Below are 17,101 nucleotides of genomic sequence, written 5' to 3'. Positions count from 1 at the left end.
CACAGGCATGCATGTTAACCATTTAATTGCAAAAAAGCATCATCCAATTGCGCGACCCGCTTTCACCCCACGCGTTAGGCTTTAAGCAATGTAAGCATGCCGAGGAGGATTGCCATGGTTGAAGAAGCCAAAGACCGCGTCGTCAACACCGACCGCAAGATCGAAGAGCAGGACTACAAGCGCGAACCGCACGAGCGCGACGAATCGCCGGACGGCCAGAGCGTCAAGCCGCGCGGCATCATCAAGCAGGCCGCCGAAGACCTGGAACAGGGGCTGGTCGACACCGAGAATTACCTGACCAGCAGCGACAAGGGGCTCGAAGACGCGGTTGAAAAGAAACCCGGCGCCACCGGCGAGGCCAACCCGCTGCCGGAGCGCAACCGCGACATGCGCGACCACGATTCCGTGGTGCCGGTCGACGGAGGCAAGAACCGATGAACACGCGCACGCTGCTCGCAGCCCTGCTGGGCGCCGCGGGCCTGTGCGCATGTGCCCACCAGGCCGTCCCGCAGCAGGCGGCCGCCGGAGGCTATCCGCCCGGCTTTGGTCCGAACCCGGTCCTGCCGGCCCCCGAACGTTCGCTGATCCCGACCCTGAACATCGCGCCGGCCGATCCCTGGCCGCCGGGCACGCATCCGGTGGCCGCCGCCGGGCTGCTGGCGACCGCCTATGCCAGCGGCCTCGAGCATCCACGCTGGCTCTACGTGCTGCCGAACGGCGATGTGCTGGTCGCCGAGAGCAATAAGCCAAGCAGCGGGCCCAAGGAAACGGGCATCCGCGCCAAGGTCCAGGGCATCGAGCAGAAGCGCGCCGGCGCCGGCGTCGAGTCGCCCAACAAGATCATCCTGCTGCGCGGCGTGAAGGCCGACGGCACGGCCGATACCGTAAGCGTGTTCGCGCAGAACCTGAACTCGCCCTTCGGCATGACCCTGGCCGGCAACGACCTCTACATCGCGAATGCCGATGCGCTGTGGCGCTTCCCGTACAAAACCGGCGACACCACCCTCGGCGGCCCGGGCACCAAGGTGCTGGACCTGCCCTCCGGCATCAACCACCACTGGACCAAGAACGTGGCCGCCTCGCCCGACGGCAAGAAGCTGTACGTGACCGTCGGCTCGAACAGCAACGTCGCCGAAAACGGCATGGCCGCCGAAGAAGGCCGCGCCGCGATCTGGGAAGTCGACATCGCCAGCGGCCGCAGCCGTGTCTATGCCTCCGGCCTGCGCAATCCGAACGGCCTCGCCTTCCAGCCGCAGACCGGCGCCATGTGGACCGTCGTCAACGAGCGCGACGAGCTGGGCAACGACCTGGTGCCGGACTACATGACGGCAGTGAAGGACGGCGGCTTCTACGGCTGGCCCTACAGCTACTACGGCCAGCACGTCGATACCCGCGTCAAGCCGCAGAAGCCGGAACTGGTCGCCAGCGCGATCGTTCCCGACTACGCGCTGGGCGGGCACACGGCCTCGCTGGGCCTGGCCTTCTACGACGGCGGCCTGATGCCGCAATTTAAAAACGGCGCCCTGATCGGCCAGCACGGCTCGTGGAACCGCAAGCCGCATGCCGGCTACAAGCTGATCTACGTGCCTTTCACCGACGGCAAGCCCAGCGGTCCGCCGCAGGACGTGCTGACGGGATTCCTGAGCAAGGACGGCAAGGCCTACGGGCGTCCGGTCGGGGTCGCGGTCGACAGGCAGGGCGCGATCCTGCTGGCGGACGACGTCGGCAATGTCGTCTGGCGCATCACACCAGCAGCAAAGTAAACATTCAAAAGGAGAACGACGATGATCAAGCGTAAGGGAAGCGCCGTCTGGAGCGGCGGCCTGAAGGACGGCAAGGGCACGGTCTCGACCCAGAGCGGCGCGCTCAACCAGCAGCAATACGGCTTCAACACCCGCTTCGAAGACGGCGCCGGCACCAACCCGGAAGAACTGCTGGCGGCAGCCCACGCCGGCTGCTTCACGATGGCCCTGTCGGCCCAGCTGGGCGAAGCCGGCATGACGGCCCAGAAGCTGGAAACCACGGCCACGGTATCGCTCGACAAGGCGGATGGCGGCTTCGCGATTCCGGCCGTTCACCTCGAGCTGGTCGCCACCATCCCCGGCGCCAACGAGCAGGCTTTCCAGGAAGCGGCCCGTAAAGCCAAGGAAGGCTGCCCGGTGTCGAAGCTGTTCAACGCCAACATCACGCTGGACGCCAGGCTGCAGCAGGCATGATCGGCGAGCGGCGCCTGCCCCAGCCGGCGCCGCCGCATTCCTTCTCTTCATCCATCTCACTGTCCTGAATCCGGCTGCGCCAGCAAAGTTTGCACCGAGCGCATAAAATCCCCGTTTCATTTCACCTCTACCAAGGACAACAATGCGCATCCTGCACACCATGTTACGCGTCGGCGACCTGCAGCGCTCCATCGACTTCTATACCAAGGTGCTTGGCATGAAACTGCTGCGCACCAGCGAGAATCCGGAATACAAGTACACCCTGGCCTTCGTCGGCTACGGCAACAATCCGGACCACGCCGAGCTCGAGCTGACCTATAACTGGGGCACCGACAAGTACGAGATGGGCACGGCCTACGGCCACATCGCGATCTCCACCGAGGACATCTACAAGACCTGCGACCAGGTGCGCGCAGCCGGCGGCAACATCACCCGCGAGCCGGGTCCGGTCAAGGGCGGCACCACCGTGATCGCCTTCATCACCGATCCGGACGGCTACAAGGTCGAACTGATCGAGCGCGCCGACCATGCCGGCGGCGGCGGCCTGAGCAGCTAAATCAGCCGCGGCCGGCAGCCTTTTGCCGGCCCTGCTACAATCCTTGTTGCCTGCTCTGCAGGCACACAAACGAATACGTCTTCGGGGCGGGGTGCGATTCCCCACCGGCGGTATGGCCATCATGGCCGAGCCCGCGAGCGCCTGCCATGCAGGGTCAGCAGACCTGGTGAGAAGCCAGGGCCGACGGTATAGTCCGGATGAAAGAAGATGTGCGTCATCACGCGTCCTGCTGCCGCTTCGGCGTGCGGTGCCGCGCCATTTCGCGTTGCCCTGATGCGTTCCTTTTACTTCATGCGAGGAGCGTCTCAATGACCAGCACCACCATCAATACCTTCACCCTTGAAAGCAATGACCTGGAAGGCCGCATCGCCGCCGCCCTCGAGGCCACGCGCGCGGGCATTCCCGTGATCCTGCTCGACGACTTCGACCGCGAGAACGAGGCCGACCTGATCGTCGCCGCCGAAAAACTCACGGTCGAGACCATGGCCGTGATGATCCGCGAATGCAGCGGCATCGTCTGCCTCTGCCTGTCCGATAGCAAAGTGCGCGCGCTCGACCTGCCGCCGATGGCGCCGGAAAACGGCAGCCGCTACGGCACCCCCTTCACCGTCTCGATCGAGGCGCGCGAAGGCGTCACCACCGGCGTCTCGGCCCAGGACCGCGTCACCACGATCCGCGCCGCCATCGCCCATGACGCCAAACCCGAAGACCTGGTGCGTCCGGGCCACGTGTTCCCGCTGCGCGCCAACCCGGCCGGCGTGCTGGGCCGCAAGGGTCATACCGAAGGCTCGGTCGATCTCGCCATCCTGGCCGGCCTGCAGCCGTCCGCCGTGCTGTGCGAACTGATGAACGAAGACGGCACCATGATGCGCGGCGCGGCCATCGAACGCTTCGCGCGCGAGCGCGGCTATCCGATCCTGACGATTGCGGAGTTGATTGAGTGGCGTAGCCGGCAGGAGCAGCAGGCTGCTTGACGAAGCCGCAATCTCAACAAAAAATGGCGCCGAAGCGCCATTTTTTCCATCGAAGCTGAAACAGCTTACGGCTGCTGCAACAAGGCATTGATCGGCTGCAGATCTTCCTCCCGCAGCGAACCGGCCGCCGCCTTCAGCTTCAGGCCGGCCAGGATGGTGTTGTAGCGCGCCTTGGCCAGGTCGGTGCGGGTCTGGTACAGCTGGCGCTGGGCGTTCAGCACGTCGATGTTGATACGCACGCCCACCTGGTAACCCAGCTTGTTCGATTCCAGTGCCGAGTTGCTCGACACCTCGGCCGCTTCCAGCGCCTTCACCTGGGCCAGGCCCGAGTTCACGCCGAGGAAGGACTGGCGCGCCAGCAGCGCGGCGTTGCGGCGGTTCGCCTCCAGGTCGTTGCGGGCCTTGTCTTCCAGGGCGATCGATTCGCGCACGCGGCTGGTGACGGCAAAGCCGTTGAAGATCGGGATGCTGTACGCGATGCCGATCGAGTTGTTGGTCGTGCGGCCCGACTGGCCCGAAAATGCGCCGTTGACGTTGCGATGCTGCGAGTTCGCCGTCAGGTCCAGGGTCGGATAGTGGCCGGCGCGGTTCTTCGAGATGTCGCGCTTGGCCGATTCGAGCTGCAGCTCGGCCACCGACACGGCGTAGTTCTGGTTCTCGGCGGCCGAGACCCACTGGTCGACGTTGACCGGCTGCGGCGCGGTCAGGTTGACGCCGGTGCGCAGGGTCGCCAGCGCGCTAGGGGGCGTGCCGATGATGGCCTGCAGCGCGGTCTTCTTGGTCTCCAGGTCGTTGACCGCGGCGATCTCCTGCGAGATCACCAGGTCGTAGGCGGCCTGGGCTTCATGGGTGTCGGTGATGGTCTGGGTGCCGACTTCGAAGTTGCGCTTCGCCGAGGCCAGCTGCTCGGTCACCGCTTCCTTCTGGGCGCGGGTCGAGGCCAGGGTGTCCTGGGCCGCCAGCACGTCGAAGTAGGCCTGGGCCACACGGGTGATCAGGTCCTGCTGGGCCTGGGCGAACTGGGCTTCCGAGATCGCCTGCTGCAGCTTGCTCTGCTGGTAGGTTTCCCAGCGGTCCCAGCGGAACAGCGGCTGCGACAGCTGGACGTTGATTTCCTTGGCGGTCAGGTTCGGACCGCCCGACGCCACGAAGCCGCCGGTGGGGTTGCCGTTCGCGTCGAGAATCGGCTGGCCTTCGTTGAACGGCGCGTAGTCGTTGTTGGTCTTGGTAATGCCCCCCGTGATGCCGACGGTCGGCAGCAACCCCGCACGCCCCTGGGGAACGCGCTCGCGGCCGGCCTGGGCCGAAGCGCGCGCGCTCGCATAGGTGGCGTCATTCGCCAGAGCCTGCTGGTACACCTGGAGCAGATCGGCCGCCTGGGCGTTGAGCGAGAAAAACGCGCTGGCCAACAGCACGGCGATGAGGGGTTTCTGCATTACTTTCTCCGTCGGAGTCATCAATAGTCAAGGACGCAGACCGCCGCCGATGCTCAGTACTTCGGCATCGATGGATCGACCTGCACGGCCCAGGCGTGTATGCCGCCTGTCAAGTTGGTAATCTTTTCAAATCCGTTACGCTCCAGGAAAGCTGCGACCTGCATGCTGCGCGCGCCGTGGTGGCACACGCAGACGATTTCCTGGCCATCATCCAGTTCGCTCACGCGAATCGGAATCAGGTTCATCGGGATCTGGGTCGAGCCCGCGATATTGCAGGTCTCGAATTCCCAGTTTTCCCGCACATCGAGCAGCAGCGGTTTCGGGCGCGACGGGTCGGCCAGCCAGGCGGCCAACTCGGGAGCGGTAATGTGCTGCATCGTCTGCCTCTTCCTTCAGAACTGGAAGTGCGACACGGCCGGCGCGCCGGCCAGGTACTTCACATTGGTCTCGAACACTTTCACCGTGTTCCAGCTGTTCTCGCCGGTGCGGGTGACGATGTTGAATTCCATGGCCGGCGGCTCGCCGACGATGGCGGCGATGCGGCCGCCCACCTTCACCTGCTTCAGGAAGGCTTCCGGCAGCACTTCCAGCGCGCCCGAGATCACGATCACGTCGTACGGTGCGCCCTTGTCCCAGCCGGCCGCGCCGTTGCCCAGTTCCACGACCACATTGCTGATGCCAGCCTTGGCCAGGTTCTTCTCTGCCAGTTCCTTGATTTCCGGGTTCACTTCCACGGTCGTGACCTTGGCGGCGCGGTGCGCCATCAGGGCCGCCATGTAGCCCGAGCCGGTGCCGATTTCCAGCACGTTTTCATGCTTCTTCAGGCCGATGTCCTGCAGGATGCGCGCCTCGATCTTCGGGTTCAGCATTGCCTGGCCGCCCGGCAGCGGGATCTCGGCATCCGCGAACGCCAGGTTCTGGTACGCGGCCGGCACGAACTGTTCGCGCTTGACCACGTGCAGCAGGTCGAGGATGTCGGTGTCCAGCACGTTCCAGGGGCGGATCTGCTGTTCGATCATGTTGAAGCGGGCTTGTTCGATATTCATCTTGATACTCGGCGGGAAAAGAAATAATCCGATATTTTATCGTTGAACGGCCTCGGGAAACACATCTTAGCGATATGGCACCCGAGACCACGGGAAATTGCGACAGTCTGCAGTTTAGAAGGGATGAACGCCGAAAAATGGCGTCTTGACGTCGCTGGACAGTTCACGCAGCGGGTGGCCGCGCAGCGTCCGGCGCCGGAAGCAGGCCGTTCAGGGCCATGTCCAGGAAGGTGTCGAGGAAGGCCTGCGGCTCCAGCTCCGCACGCGGGCAGGGGCCGACGGAATGCTTCCAGGTGATCAGCATGAGCATGGGCGCGATCAGCACCTGGGTCATCAGGTTGACGTCCAGCGGCCGGAACTCGCCGCGCGCGATGGCGCGCTCGAGCATGCCGGACATGGCCGCGGTGCCGCGCTTGATGACCTCGTCCTGGTAAAAGCAGGCCAGTTCGGGGAAATTGTCGGCTTCGGCGGTGACCAGCTTGATGATGCCGGAGGCCTTGGTCGCGCCCAGGCGCTGCCACCAGGAATGGATCAGGTGGCGCAGCAGGTCCGCGCTGTGGCCCTCGAATTCGGCGACCGAGACTTCGGCCTCGCCGATCACGGGCACGATGCTGCTGCGGACCACGGCCTTGAACAGCTCTTCCTTGTTCTCGTAGTACAAATACAGCGTGCCCTTCGAGACGCCGGCGCGGCGCGCGACGTCTTCCAGACGTGTGGCGGCGTAGCCACGTTCGACGAACAGGTCGATGGCTGCCTCCAGCAACTCCTGGGGCCGCGCGTCTTTACGGCGCTCCCAGCGTGGCTTGGTTTCGAAAGGGCATGGCATTGCTTCTGTCCGACAACTAACTGTTGAGTCAGGAAATATAGACCCGGGGCTGGGGCCAGTCAAGCTGTGGCGGGTATACTTACAGCATGAACTCCGCGCTTTCCTCCCTCAATTGCCGGCCCGGCTGCGGCGCCTGCTGTATTGCTCCATCGATCAGCTCGTCCATTCCCGGCATGCCGAACGGTAAGCCGGCCGGCGTCCGCTGCATCCAGCTCGACGAACGCAACGGCTGCAAGATTTTTGGGCAGCCGGAGCGTCCCAGGGTGTGCGGCGGCCTGCAGCCCTCGCGGGAGATGTGCGGCGACTCGAAGGTGCAGGCGATGTTCTTCCTGGGCGAACTGGAGCGCTTGACGGCCTGACAAGGGCGGGAAATGTCAGTCTTGCCTGCAACAAAAAAGCCACCACCTGATGCGGGGAACTCGACGGTAGGATGCTTCGCCGTGGTAAGCTTGCGCCCTGCTTGCCGCAAGCCTGCGCAGCACCCTTCCGCGTTTCGCACCCACAATAACATCCTTACCAAAACTTCATGGACATCATTCTCGCCCTGAAAGCGATCATCATGGGCCTCGTCGAGGGCTTCACCGAATTCCTGCCGATCTCCTCCACCGGTCACCTGATCCTGGCCGGCAGCCTGATCAACTTCACGGGCGAAGTCGCCAAGGTGTTCGAGATTGCAATCCAGGCCGGCGCGATCCTCGCCGTGATGTGGGAATACCGTGCGCGCATCGGTACCGTGCTGGGTGGCTTGACGTCCGATTCGCGCCAGCAGAAGTTCGTGCTCAACCTGTTCGTCGCTTTCCTGCCGGCCGCGGTGCTGGGCCTGCTGTTCAGCAAGGCGATCAAGAATCACCTGTTCGCACCGGCGCCGGTCGCGTTCGCCTTCATCATCGGCGCACTGGTGATCCTGTGGGCGGAACGCCGCCACAAGACGCTGGCCGGTTCGCACCGCATCGAAACCGTCGACGACATGACCATGATCGACGCCCTGAAGGTCGGCTGCGCCCAGTGCTTCGCGCTGATCCCGGGCACCAGCCGTTCGGGCGCCACCATCATCGGCGGCATGCTGTTCGGCCTGTCGCGCAAGGCGGCCACCGAATTCTCCTTCTTCCTGGCGATCCCGACCCTGCTGGCGGCCACCGTGTACTCGGTGTTCAAGGCGCGCCACGACCTGCACATGACCGACCTGCCGCTGTTCCTCATCGGCGGCGTGGCTGCCTTCGTGTCGGCCTTCCTTTGCGTCCGTTGGCTCTTGCGCTTCATCAGCACGCACGACTTCACGGGCTTCGCCTGGTATCGTATCGTGTTCGGTATCGTCGTGCTGGTCACGGCGCACTTCGGCTGGGTCGTTTGGGCTGACTAAAAAATCATGAAGGACGACATCGAACAACGCGCGCTGCACATCCTGCAGACGGTCTTCGGCTATCCCGCCTTCCGCGGGCAACAGGCCGAGATCGTCGAGCAGGTCGCGCGCGGCGGCGACGCGCTCGTCCTCATGCCCACCGGCGGCGGCAAATCGCTGTGCTACCAGATCCCGGCCCTGCTGCGCGACGGCGTCGGCGTGGTGGTCTCGCCGCTGATCGCGCTGATGCAGGACCAGGTCGACGCCCTCGCCGAAGTCGGCGTGCGCGCGGCTTTCCTGAACTCGACCCAGACCTTCGAAGAGACCCTGCGCATCGAGCGCCTGGTCCGCACCGGCGAACTGGACCTGGTCTACGTGGCGCCCGAGCGCCTGATGACGCCGCGTTGCCTGGAGCTGTTCGAGGCCTCGCACATCTCGCTGTTCGCGATCGACGAGGCGCACTGCGTCTCGCAATGGGGCCACGACTTCCGTCCGGAATACATCCGCCTGTCGATCCTGCACGAGCGCTTCCCGCACGTGCCGCGCATCGCGCTGACCGCCACCGCCGACCAGCTCACCCGCGCCGAGATCGCCCACCGGCTGCAGCTGGAAGAAGCGCGTCAGTTCGTGTCGTCCTTCGACCGCCCGAACATCCGCTACTCCATCGTCGAAAAGACCAACGGCCGCAAGCAGCTGCTGGACTTCATCACGACCGAGCACACCGGCGACGCCGGCATCGTCTATTGCCTGTCGCGCAAGAAGGTCGAGGAGACCGCCGAGTTCCTCAACGAAAACGGGATCCGCGCCCTGCCCTACCACGCCGGCATGGACTACGCGCTGCGCTCCGATAACCAGGCCCGCTTCCTGCGCGAAGACGGCATCGTGATGGTGGCGACCATCGCCTTCGGCATGGGCATCGACAAGCCGGACGTACGCTTCGTCTGCCACCTCGACCTGCCGAAATCCCTCGAGGGCTATTACCAGGAAACGGGGCGCGCCGGCCGCGACGGCCTGCCCTCGAACGCCTGGATGGCCTATGGCCTGCAGGACGTGGTGCTGCAGCGCCGGATGATCGACGAGTCCGAGGCCGACGAGAATTTCAAGCGCGTGCTGGGCTCGAAGCTGGACGCCATGCTGGGCCTGTGCGAAACGCTGTCCTGCCGCCGCATGCGGCTGCTGGAGTATTTCGGCGAGCGTTCCGGCCCCTGCGGCAACTGCGACACCTGCCTGATCCCGCCGGTGTCCTTCGACGCGACCGTGCCGGTGCAGAAGCTGCTGTCGGCCATCTACCGGGTCGACCAGCGCTTCGCCGCCGGCCACGTGATCGACGTGCTGCGCGGGGTGCAGACGGAGCGCATCAGCCAGTGGCACCACGACAAGCTGACCGTGTACGGCGTCGGCGCCGACCGCAGCGAGCACGAATGGCGCGCCATCGTGCGCCAGGTGATCGCGCTGGGCCTGGTCACCGTCGACCACGACGCCTTCAGCTCCCTCAAGCTTACCGAGTCGGCGCGCCCGGTGCTGAAGGGCGAGCGCAAGGTGGAGCTGCGCCAGTACCAGAAGCCCGTCAAGCAGAAGCGCCAGGCCGGTCCCGCCAAGGGCTACGTCGAGATGGACCTGTCGCCGGCCGAGCAGAAGATCTTCGAGAAGCTGCGCTGGTGGCGCCTCGAGACCGCCAAGGCGCACAGCGTGGCGGCCTTCATCATCTTCGGCGACGCCACCTTGCGCGAGATCGCCAAGGTCAAGCCGACTTCGCTGGACGAACTGCGCGGCGTGTCCGGCGTGGGCGCGAAGAAGCTGACCTCGTATGGCGACGAGATCGTGTCGATGATTTCCGAGATGGTTTGATTTTCACTCCCTGAACAGGTGCACGAAAGTCCGGCTCACCGCCAGCTTCTCATCGCTCCCCTTCACCAGCACCTGCATGCGTTCGGCATCGATACGCTCGGCAGCCAGGATCGCATTCACGTTGACCACGGTGGCGCGGTGGATCTGCCAGAAGCGGTCCGGGTCGAGCCCGCTCAACAAATCCTTCAGCGGCGTGCGCACCAGTGCTTCGTAGTCGCGCAGCACGATGCGGGTGTAGCGGGTGTCGGCCTGGAAGAACAGCACCTCGTCGACGTCGATCACGCGCACCTGGCGGCCGACGCTGGCCTTGATCCACCTGGTGCGCTCGTGGCGCACGCCCGGCAGCGCCGCCTTCAGGTGGCGCAGCAGCTCGCCCATGCCGGCGCCGGAGGCTTCCGTCCGCATCGCCAGCTTGCCGCGCAGGCGGGCCACCGCCTTGTCCAGGCGGTCGGCCTGCAGAGGCTTGAGCAAGTAGTCGACCGCGCCGGTGTCGAAGGCATCGACGGCGTACTGGTCGTAGGCGGTGACGAACACCACGTGGGCCATGGCGCCGATGCGCTCGGCCACTTCGAGGCCGGACAGGCCCGGCATGCGGATGTCGAGGAAGGCCACGTCGGGCTCGTGCTCCAGGAAGCCGTCCCAGGCGTCGTTGCCGTTTTCCGCCACCAGCACGACGCGCGCCTCGGGCCAGCATTGCGCCAGCAGTTCCAGCAGGCGCTCGCGCATCAGGGGTTCGTCTTCGGCGACCAGCACCGTGGGACTCATGTTCATGCTCATGCCGATACTCATGCCTGCGGATGGGGAATAGTGACGTCGGCGATCAGTCCCGGATCGCCGTCATGCAGCACCAGACCGGCCGCTTCGCCATAGGCCAGGCGCAGGCGGTGGCGCACGTTCTCCAGGCCGGTGCCGCCGCCCTCGTCCCGCTCGGGCATCGTGCTCATGCCGACCCCGCCATCCTGCACGCGGATCCGCACCCTGCCGTCGACCGCCTCGGCCGACACCGTGACCTCGCCGCCGCGCAGGGCCGGTTCGATGCCGTGCTTGATCGCGTTCTCGACCAAGGTCAGCAGGATCATGCTGGGCAGCCGCACCTCTTCCAGCGCGCGCGGCAGTTGCAGGGAAAACCGCAGGCGCTCGCCCAGGCGCACCTGCATCACTTTGAGATACGACTCGACCAGGCCGAACTCCGCGGCCAGGCAGACCTGCTCGCTGCGCATGTCGCGCATGCTGGAGCGCAGGAAGTCGATCAGGTTGGCGGTCAATTCGGCGGCCCGCGGCGCGCCATGCTGGGCCAGTTGCTGCACCGCGCCCAACGTGTTGAACAGGAAGTGCGGCTCGATCTGGGCGCGCAGCAGGCGCAGCTGGGACTCGGACAGTTCGCGCGCCAGGCGCGCCTGCTCGGCTTCGCGCTGCAGCTGCAGGTTGAGGGCTTCGTACTGGCGGTTGCGCAGCAGGCTGACGACCAGCACCGGCACCATGATGGCCAGTCCGCCGGCCAGCACACCGCCGAGGAAATGCGATGCCCTCTCCAGCGCATGGGCCAGCGTCTGGCTTCTGATCCACAACGAGGTGCCGGTCAGGGTCAGGGCGCCGAGTCCGGAAAAGGCCAGCACGGACAGGATGATCCTGCCCTTTTTCTGGGCGAGCTGCCGGTAGTCGAACCATGCGCCGACCAGTGCGAAAGCGACCGCGAAACCGATCACATTGGCGACCAGCAGCGCGAACGGCCAGCTCAAGTCCGGCGCCGACCGGCGCAGCAGGATGCTGCACAGGCTGAACAGCAGCGACAGCCTGGCCATCGCCCAGAGCATGCGGCGGCCGCGGTACTTGAGCAGGAAAGTGCGCAGCTGCTCGCGCTGCAAGGGCGGCATCTTCGCCAGCTTCTGCGCCTTGCACTTGCGGAAACCGGCCGGCAGTTGCGCCGCCAGCTCGGGCTGCGCCAGCACGGCCAGCGTCTCGTCTTCCCATCCCCTGTACCAGCTCGCCACTCTGCCCAGCATGATGCCCTCCCGTGATCGTTAATATATAGCAACGATTACAGTCTAGGCAGGCCAGGCGGCGCCGGAAAGCAAAAAGGGACGAGCGACGAATCCGGGTGGATGAACGACGACGGCCCCCGCCTGCGCGGGGGCGGCGCCATCATTTTTTGGTGAACACCAGGTCCCACACGCCATGGCCCAGCTTCAGGCCGCGGTTCTCGAACTTGGTCAGCGGGCGGTAGGACGGCTTCTCGGCATAGCCCTCGGCGGTGTTCTGCAGGGCCGGCTCGGCGCCCAGCACGTCCAGCATCTGCACCGCGTAGTCTTCCCAGTCGGTGGCGCAGTGGATGTAGCCGCCCGGCACCAGCTTGTCGCACAGGAGCTTGACGAAAGGCGGCTGGATCAGGCGGCGCTTGTTGTGGCGCGCCTTGTGCCAGGGGTCCGGAAAGAAGATGTGGACGCCGGCCAGCGAGCCGTCGGCGATCATGTTGTTCAGCACCTCGACCGCGTCGTGCTGGATCAGGCGCAGGTTCCCGATGCCCTGCTCGCCGATCTGCTTGAGCAGGCTGCCCACGCCAGGCGTGTGCACTTCGACGCCGACGAAATCCGTGTCCGGCATGGCCTTGGCGATATGGGCCGTGGTGTCGCCCATGCCGAAGCCGATCTCCAGCACCAGCGGCGCCTTGCGGCCGAAGGGTGCGTGGAAATCGAAGGGCTCCTTGCGGTACTCGATCAGGAACTTCGGCCCGAATTCCTCGAGCGCGCGCGCCTGCCCGGTCGACAGCCGTCCCGCACGGGTGACGAAGCTGCGGATACGGTGATCAAGCGGGTCGTAGAGCATCGGACGGCCTTGGCTGTTGGTGGGCGTATCGGAAGACATGATCGATCGGAGACAAGAGAAAAGGGTCGACATTATATCCCCAACGGGGCGGAGCCAGCCGCCATTCTCGGACATAATGGCGCTTCCACGAATGGAAAGAGAGCCGTAATGCAGTCCTTCTCCCACCCGATCGCGACCGAAGACAACGTCGCCACCTTCCAGCTGACCTCCTACCGCTTCGGCCAACTGCGCGGCAATCCCGGCGCCGGCAAGAAAGTCTATATCCAGGCCTCGCTGCACGCCGACGAGGTGCCGGCCATGCTGGTCGCCCACGTGCTGCGGCGCGAGCTGGAGCGCCTGGACGCCGAGGGACGGATCAAGGGCGAGATCATCCTGGTGCCGGCCGCCAATCCGATCGGGCTGTCGCAGGTCGTCCACGGCGCCCCGTTCGGCCGCTACGACCTCGCCAGCGGCATCAACTTCAACCGCTCGTACAAGCACGTCGCCGCCGAACTGAAGGCATCGCTGAAGGATCAACTAGGCCTCGACGCCCAAGCCAACGCCGCCCTCGTCCGCGAACACGCGCGCCGCGCCGTCGCCAACTGGCAGACCGACAACCCGACCCAGGACCTCAAGAAGCTCCTGCTGGGGATGGCGATCGACGCCGACATCATGCTCGACCTGCATTGCGATAACGAGGCCGTGCTGCACCTGTACACCGGCACCCCGCTGGCCGACCAGGTCAAGCCGCTGGCGGCCCTGCTGGGCGCGCACGCGACCCTGCTGGCGCGCGAATCCGGCGGCGAACCCTTCGACGAAGCCTGCAGCCGCCTGTGGTGGGAACTGGCCGACCACTTCGGGCCTTCGATGCCGATCCCGATGGGCTGCATCGGCGTGACCGTCGAGCTGCGCGGCGAGATGGACGTGCGCTACGAGCTGGCCGAGAAGGATGCGCGGGGCCTGCTGCAGTACCTGGCTTACCAGGGCGTGCTCGACATCGAACGCGAACCGCTGCCGCCGCTGGTGGCCGAACCGACCCCGCTGGAAGGCGTGGAACCGCTCGCCGCCCCGCACTCCGGCGTGCTGGTCTTCCTCAAGCGCCTGGGCGACCGCGTGGCCGAGAACGAAGCGGTGGCCGACATCGTCAACCCCGTCAGCGGCAAGACGACCACCTTGCGCGCGACGCGGGCCGGGATCCTGTTCGCCAGCACGGCGCACCGGCACCTGCTGCGCGGGATGCATGTTTGTAAGATTGCGGGGGATTCGGCTTATCGTAGCGGGAGCCTGCTGGGTAGCAAATGAGCCGTCGTGCTTATGCCGCCAGCTTCTCATCGAACAGGTAGCGCCGCGACAGCAGCGGCGCCATCGCCTCCGCCGGCATCGGCCGCGCCACCAGGTAGCCCTGTACCTCGTTGCAGCCCAGCGTGCGCAGGATCGCCAGCTGTTCCTCGTTCTCGACGCCCTCCGCCACCACTTCCATGCCGAGCGCATGCGCCATCGAGACGATCGCCTGGAAGAACACGGTGCCTTCCTTCGAGCGTCCCAGTTCGGCGGTGAAGGAGCGGTCGACCTTCAGCACGTCCATTTTCATGCGCTGCAGCTGCGACAGCGACGAGTAGCCGGTGCCGAAATCGTCGACGTGCAGCTTGACGCCGAGCGCGCGGATCGCCGCCAGCTCGGCCAGGATCTCCTCCTGGTCGCCCATCATGGCCGACTCGGTGATCTCGACTTCCAGCAGCCGCGGCGCGACCCCGTGGCGGGACAAGGCCTCGCCCAGCTGGCGCGCCACGCCGCCGCGCAGGAACTGCTTGGGCGAGACGTTGATCGAGACCGGCGCCACCGGGCCTTGGCCGGCGGACCAGGCGGCCAGCTGGGCGCAGGCCTGGTCGATCACGATGGTACCGATCGGTACGATCAGGCCGCTCGATTCGGCCAGCGGAATGAATTCGTCGGGGCGGATCATGCCCAGTTGCGGATGCTCCCAGCGCAGCAGTGCCTCCATGCTGAGCAGTTCGCCGCTGCGGGTGTGCACGCGCGGCTGGTAGTGCAGCACGAACTGGCGCTTGTCGATCGCTTCGAGCAGGCGCTGGCGCAGCTGGGCGCGGGTCTTCAGGGTGCTCGACTGGGCCGGGTCGAAGAAGCGGTACTGGCCCTTGCCCTCGTTCTTGCCGGCGTACATGGCGATGTCGCTGTGGCGGATCAGGGTGGCGGCATCCTGGCCGTCGCGCGGGAACACGCTGATGCCGACCGAGGCGCCGATCACGTGCTGCTCCTCGGCGATCTGGAAGGGCTTGCTGAAGGCCTGGACGATGCGCTGCGCCACCATGCCGATCTGCTCGTCGCTGTCGAAGGGGCTGAGCAGGACGATGAATTCGTCGCCGCCGAAGCGCGCCACGCGGTCGCTCGGACGCAGCTGCGACAGCAGGCGCGTGGCCGCCGCCTTCAGCAGGCGGTCGCCGACGGCGTGGCCGTGCGAGTCGTTGACCTGCTTGAATTCGTCGAGGTCGATGAACAGCAGCGCCACGCCCTGGCCGCTGGCCTCGGCATGCGCCAGCGCGGACGGCACGAAGTGCAGGAACCAGTGGCGGTTCGGCAGGCCGGTCAGGCTGTCCTCGTTGGCCAGGCGCGCCAGCTGGGACTCGTGTTCCTTGCGCTCGCTGATGTCCTGCAGGGTCACGGCCAGGCCGTCGCCGACCCGCACCACGCGCCGGTGGCCCCAGCGGATGTTCAAGCGGTTATCGTCCGGCATGCGGCGGTCTTCCTGGTAGAAGCCGGTCGCCATCGCATGGCGGTAGTTGGCGAGCAGCTCGGCCGCACCGAGCCCGCGGTGGAGCTCGGAGATCAGGCTGCCGACCAGGCTGGCGCGCGTCAGCCCGTAGAAAAAGGCGCCGCGCTCGTTGCAGTCGACGATGCGGAAGTCGAGGATCTGGCCTTTGCGGTCGCGCAGCGGCGCGACCATGTAGAAGCCGTCGTTGCCGCTCTCGGTGGCGGTGCGGTAGGCGCGCGCCACCGCGTCCTGCTCGCGCGCCCGCGCCGCCGCGCGCAGCGACAGCATGCTGGCGATGCCGGCCAACAGCAGCAGCACCGCGGTCGCGATCGAGGTGTAGGTGCGGCTGTCGCGCCAGTAGGCCTCGGCGCCCGCCAGCGCCGCCTCGTGCGACAGCGCCACCAGCGCCACCACCGGGTAGGCGCTGGAACGGCGCCAGCCCAGCACGCGCGCGCGGCCGTCGCCGAAGCCGGCCTGCTCCGCGCGGCCGGGATGCCTGACCGCGTCGACCAGCTGCACGCCGCGGGCCACCGGCCAGCGCTCCGCATTCGCCGGCAGCAGCGAGCCGCGCGCACCGAGGCGCACGGCGCCGCTGCTGTCCTGTTCGAGCCGCAGCTTGCCCTCGCTGCCGACCAGCGCCAGCAGGCTGTTCTCGCCCAGCGTGGGCGAGCTGACGAAGGAGGTGAAGTAGGCGGCGTCTACCGCCATCAGCAGCACGCCGGCGAATTCGTCGTCCGCGGTGTCGAGGCGGCGCGTGAACAGCACCGCGCCGCGCAGCGCGCCCAGCGCCGGCGGCGGCATGCCGATCCGCAGCGCAGTCGAGTTGCTGTCGCGGTGCTGGACGAAGAAGGCGGCGGACGACAGGTCGGCGTCCTGGCCGGCGCGCAGTCCGCTCGACGAAGCCGGCTTGCCGTCGCGCCCGATCACGCTCACCGCGAGGAAGGCGCTGTCGGTGAACATGCCGTCGCGCCGCATGTCCTCGACCAGGGCGCGGTTGTGCGAATGCTCCCAGCTGTGCTTGAGCTGCATGGTGATCTGGTCCATCTGGGCCAGCGAACGGGTGACGTACTGTTCGTAGGCCTCGGCGTAGGCGTCGGCTTCCTTGAAGGCCTGGTCCTCGGCGCGGCGGTGCTCGGCGTCCGCGCGCAGCACGGCGGCGCACCACAGCACGGCGCAGGCCAGCAGGGCCAGCGCCGGCCACAGCAGCGCAAAGAATCGGTGGGTGCGGGGGGCGGTGTGCGCGCTGGGCTTGCTCATGCGGCAAGTCTAGCCAGCGCACATTACTGTTTGA

17 protein-coding genes and 1 riboswitch are annotated in these 17,101 nt (G+C 66.2%); of the genes, 9 read left to right on the top strand and 8 right to left on the bottom strand.

What is annotated here, in order from left to right; genetic code table 11:
• The first annotated feature begins 114 nt into the window (after nucleotides 1-114).
• The 5 genes from AC1DOQ_RS10380 (at nucleotide 115) to ribB (ending at nucleotide 3,746) form a co-directional block, all read left to right on the top strand.
• Nucleotides 115-438, top strand: coding sequence for a hypothetical protein (locus AC1DOQ_RS10380; protein ID WP_477362884.1), 324 nt, complete (start codon nucleotides 115-117; stop codon nucleotides 436-438).
• Entirely contained in the window at nucleotides 435-1,763 is a 1,329-nt protein-coding gene (locus AC1DOQ_RS10375) for a PQQ-dependent sugar dehydrogenase (protein ID WP_477362881.1), read from the top strand. Before AC1DOQ_RS10380 ends, AC1DOQ_RS10375 begins: the two co-directional genes overlap by 4 nt.
• A gap of 21 nt (nucleotides 1,764-1,784) precedes the next feature.
• A complete protein-coding gene (locus AC1DOQ_RS10370; RefSeq protein ID WP_477362878.1) occupies nucleotides 1,785-2,216 on the top strand; it encodes an OsmC family protein in 432 nt (143 codons plus the stop codon).
• Between the two features lie 142 nt (nucleotides 2,217-2,358).
• Nucleotides 2,359-2,772: a lactoylglutathione lyase gene (gene gloA / locus AC1DOQ_RS10365; protein WP_477362875.1), complete on the top strand. Its 414-nt coding sequence runs from the start codon at nucleotides 2,359-2,361 to the stop codon at nucleotides 2,770-2,772.
• 73 nt (nucleotides 2,773-2,845) lie between these two features.
• A riboswitch (FMN riboswitch) is annotated at nucleotides 2,846-2,985 on the top strand.
• Between the two features lie 95 nt (nucleotides 2,986-3,080).
• Nucleotides 3,081-3,746: a 3,4-dihydroxy-2-butanone-4-phosphate synthase gene (gene ribB / locus AC1DOQ_RS10360; protein WP_477362872.1), complete on the top strand. Its 666-nt coding sequence runs from the start codon at nucleotides 3,081-3,083 to the stop codon at nucleotides 3,744-3,746.
• A 65-nt stretch (nucleotides 3,747-3,811) separates the two neighbouring features.
• Here the strand turns inward: ribB and AC1DOQ_RS10355 are convergent, their stop codons facing one another.
• The 4 genes from AC1DOQ_RS10355 to AC1DOQ_RS10340 all read right to left on the bottom strand — a co-directional run bounded on the left by AC1DOQ_RS10355 (nucleotide 3,812) and on the right by AC1DOQ_RS10340 (nucleotide 7,054).
• On the bottom strand, nucleotides 3,812-5,182 hold the full coding sequence (locus tag AC1DOQ_RS10355; RefSeq protein ID WP_477362869.1) for a TolC family outer membrane protein: 1,371 nt from the start codon (nucleotides 5,180-5,182) through the stop codon (nucleotides 3,812-3,814).
• A gap of 53 nt (nucleotides 5,183-5,235) precedes the next feature.
• The gene (locus AC1DOQ_RS10350; protein ID WP_477362866.1) at nucleotides 5,236-5,559 is read right to left on the bottom strand and encodes a rhodanese-like domain-containing protein; all 324 of its coding nucleotides are present in this window, start codon (nucleotides 5,557-5,559) and stop codon (nucleotides 5,236-5,238) included.
• A gap of 15 nt (nucleotides 5,560-5,574) precedes the next feature.
• Entirely contained in the window at nucleotides 5,575-6,228 is a 654-nt protein-coding gene (locus AC1DOQ_RS10345; protein WP_477362863.1) for a protein-L-isoaspartate O-methyltransferase family protein, read from the bottom strand.
• A 163-nt stretch (nucleotides 6,229-6,391) separates the two neighbouring features.
• Nucleotides 6,392-7,054: a TetR/AcrR family transcriptional regulator gene (locus AC1DOQ_RS10340; RefSeq protein WP_477362860.1), complete on the bottom strand. Its 663-nt coding sequence runs from the start codon at nucleotides 7,052-7,054 to the stop codon at nucleotides 6,392-6,394.
• A gap of 86 nt (nucleotides 7,055-7,140) precedes the next feature.
• On the opposite strand from AC1DOQ_RS10340, the gene AC1DOQ_RS10335 reads away from it, so the two are divergent.
• The 3 genes from AC1DOQ_RS10335 (at nucleotide 7,141) to recQ (ending at nucleotide 10,241) form a co-directional block, all read left to right on the top strand.
• Nucleotides 7,141-7,413 carry a YkgJ family cysteine cluster protein gene (locus tag AC1DOQ_RS10335; protein WP_477362857.1) on the top strand — a complete coding sequence of 91 codons (273 nt, stop codon included), beginning with the start codon at nucleotides 7,141-7,143 and terminating at the stop codon, nucleotides 7,411-7,413.
• Between the two features lie 167 nt (nucleotides 7,414-7,580).
• Nucleotides 7,581-8,414, top strand: a complete 834-nt coding sequence (locus tag AC1DOQ_RS10330) for an undecaprenyl-diphosphate phosphatase (RefSeq protein WP_477362854.1) — start codon at nucleotides 7,581-7,583, stop codon at nucleotides 8,412-8,414.
• A 6-nt stretch (nucleotides 8,415-8,420) separates the two neighbouring features.
• Complete coding sequence (recQ, locus tag AC1DOQ_RS10325; RefSeq protein ID WP_477362851.1) at nucleotides 8,421-10,241, top strand: DNA helicase RecQ; 1,821 nt, start codon at nucleotides 8,421-8,423, stop codon at nucleotides 10,239-10,241.
• A gap of 3 nt (nucleotides 10,242-10,244) precedes the next feature.
• Here the strand turns inward: recQ and AC1DOQ_RS10320 are convergent, their stop codons facing one another.
• The 3 genes from AC1DOQ_RS10320 to trmB all read right to left on the bottom strand — a co-directional run bounded on the left by AC1DOQ_RS10320 (nucleotide 10,245) and on the right by trmB (nucleotide 13,064).
• Nucleotides 10,245-11,018: a LytR/AlgR family response regulator transcription factor gene (locus AC1DOQ_RS10320; RefSeq protein ID WP_477362848.1), complete on the bottom strand. Its 774-nt coding sequence runs from the start codon at nucleotides 11,016-11,018 to the stop codon at nucleotides 10,245-10,247.
• Nucleotides 11,019-11,026: 8 nt separating this feature from the next.
• On the bottom strand, nucleotides 11,027-12,244 hold the full coding sequence (locus tag AC1DOQ_RS10315) for a sensor histidine kinase (RefSeq protein ID WP_477362845.1): 1,218 nt from the start codon (nucleotides 12,242-12,244) through the stop codon (nucleotides 11,027-11,029).
• A 139-nt stretch (nucleotides 12,245-12,383) separates the two neighbouring features.
• Complete coding sequence (gene trmB, locus AC1DOQ_RS10310; protein WP_477363012.1) at nucleotides 12,384-13,064, bottom strand: tRNA (guanosine(46)-N7)-methyltransferase TrmB; 681 nt, start codon at nucleotides 13,062-13,064, stop codon at nucleotides 12,384-12,386.
• Nucleotides 13,065-13,211: 147 nt separating this feature from the next.
• Between trmB and AC1DOQ_RS10305 the strand changes: the two genes are divergently transcribed.
• Entirely contained in the window at nucleotides 13,212-14,345 is a 1,134-nt protein-coding gene (locus AC1DOQ_RS10305; protein WP_477362842.1) for a succinylglutamate desuccinylase/aspartoacylase family protein, read from the top strand.
• 10 nt (nucleotides 14,346-14,355) lie between these two features.
• Here AC1DOQ_RS10305 and AC1DOQ_RS10300 read toward each other — a convergent pair whose 3' ends face one another.
• Nucleotides 14,356-17,067, bottom strand: coding sequence for a bifunctional diguanylate cyclase/phosphodiesterase (locus AC1DOQ_RS10300; RefSeq protein WP_477362839.1), 2,712 nt, complete (start codon nucleotides 17,065-17,067; stop codon nucleotides 14,356-14,358).
• Between the last annotated feature and the right edge of the window lie 34 nt (nucleotides 17,068-17,101).

The organism is Massilia sp. 01N417, assembly GCF_056399645.1.
Note: the sequence above shows the minus strand (reverse complement) of the source record. Positions and strands in the feature narration are given on the sequence as shown.

Coding starts and splice junctions, on each gene's coding strand:
- AC1DOQ_RS10380 (WP_477362884.1), top strand. CDS start 115: ATGGTTGAAGAAGCCAAAGACCGCGTCGTCAACACCGACCGCAAGATC.
- AC1DOQ_RS10375 (WP_477362881.1), top strand. CDS start 435: ATGAACACGCGCACGCTGCTCGCAGCCCTGCTGGGCGCCGCGGGCCTG.
- AC1DOQ_RS10370 (WP_477362878.1), top strand. CDS start 1,785: ATGATCAAGCGTAAGGGAAGCGCCGTCTGGAGCGGCGGCCTGAAGGAC.
- gloA (WP_477362875.1), top strand. CDS start 2,359: ATGCGCATCCTGCACACCATGTTACGCGTCGGCGACCTGCAGCGCTCC.
- ribB (WP_477362872.1), top strand. CDS start 3,081: ATGACCAGCACCACCATCAATACCTTCACCCTTGAAAGCAATGACCTG.
- AC1DOQ_RS10355 (WP_477362869.1), bottom strand. CDS start 5,182: ATGCAGAAACCCCTCATCGCCGTGCTGTTGGCCAGCGCGTTTTTCTCG.
- AC1DOQ_RS10350 (WP_477362866.1), bottom strand. CDS start 5,559: ATGCAGCACATTACCGCTCCCGAGTTGGCCGCCTGGCTGGCCGACCCG.
- AC1DOQ_RS10345 (WP_477362863.1), bottom strand. CDS start 6,228: ATGAATATCGAACAAGCCCGCTTCAACATGATCGAACAGCAGATCCGC.
- AC1DOQ_RS10340 (WP_477362860.1), bottom strand. CDS start 7,054: ATGCCATGCCCTTTCGAAACCAAGCCACGCTGGGAGCGCCGTAAAGAC.
- AC1DOQ_RS10335 (WP_477362857.1), top strand. CDS start 7,141: ATGAACTCCGCGCTTTCCTCCCTCAATTGCCGGCCCGGCTGCGGCGCC.
- AC1DOQ_RS10330 (WP_477362854.1), top strand. CDS start 7,581: ATGGACATCATTCTCGCCCTGAAAGCGATCATCATGGGCCTCGTCGAG.
- recQ (WP_477362851.1), top strand. CDS start 8,421: ATGAAGGACGACATCGAACAACGCGCGCTGCACATCCTGCAGACGGTC.
- AC1DOQ_RS10320 (WP_477362848.1), bottom strand. CDS start 11,018: ATGAGCATGAACATGAGTCCCACGGTGCTGGTCGCCGAAGACGAACCC.
- AC1DOQ_RS10315 (WP_477362845.1), bottom strand. CDS start 12,244: ATGCTGGGCAGAGTGGCGAGCTGGTACAGGGGATGGGAAGACGAGACG.
- trmB (WP_477363012.1), bottom strand. CDS start 13,064: ATGCTCTACGACCCGCTTGATCACCGTATCCGCAGCTTCGTCACCCGT.
- AC1DOQ_RS10305 (WP_477362842.1), top strand. CDS start 13,212: ATGCAGTCCTTCTCCCACCCGATCGCGACCGAAGACAACGTCGCCACC.
- AC1DOQ_RS10300 (WP_477362839.1), bottom strand. CDS start 17,067: ATGAGCAAGCCCAGCGCGCACACCGCCCCCCGCACCCACCGATTCTTT.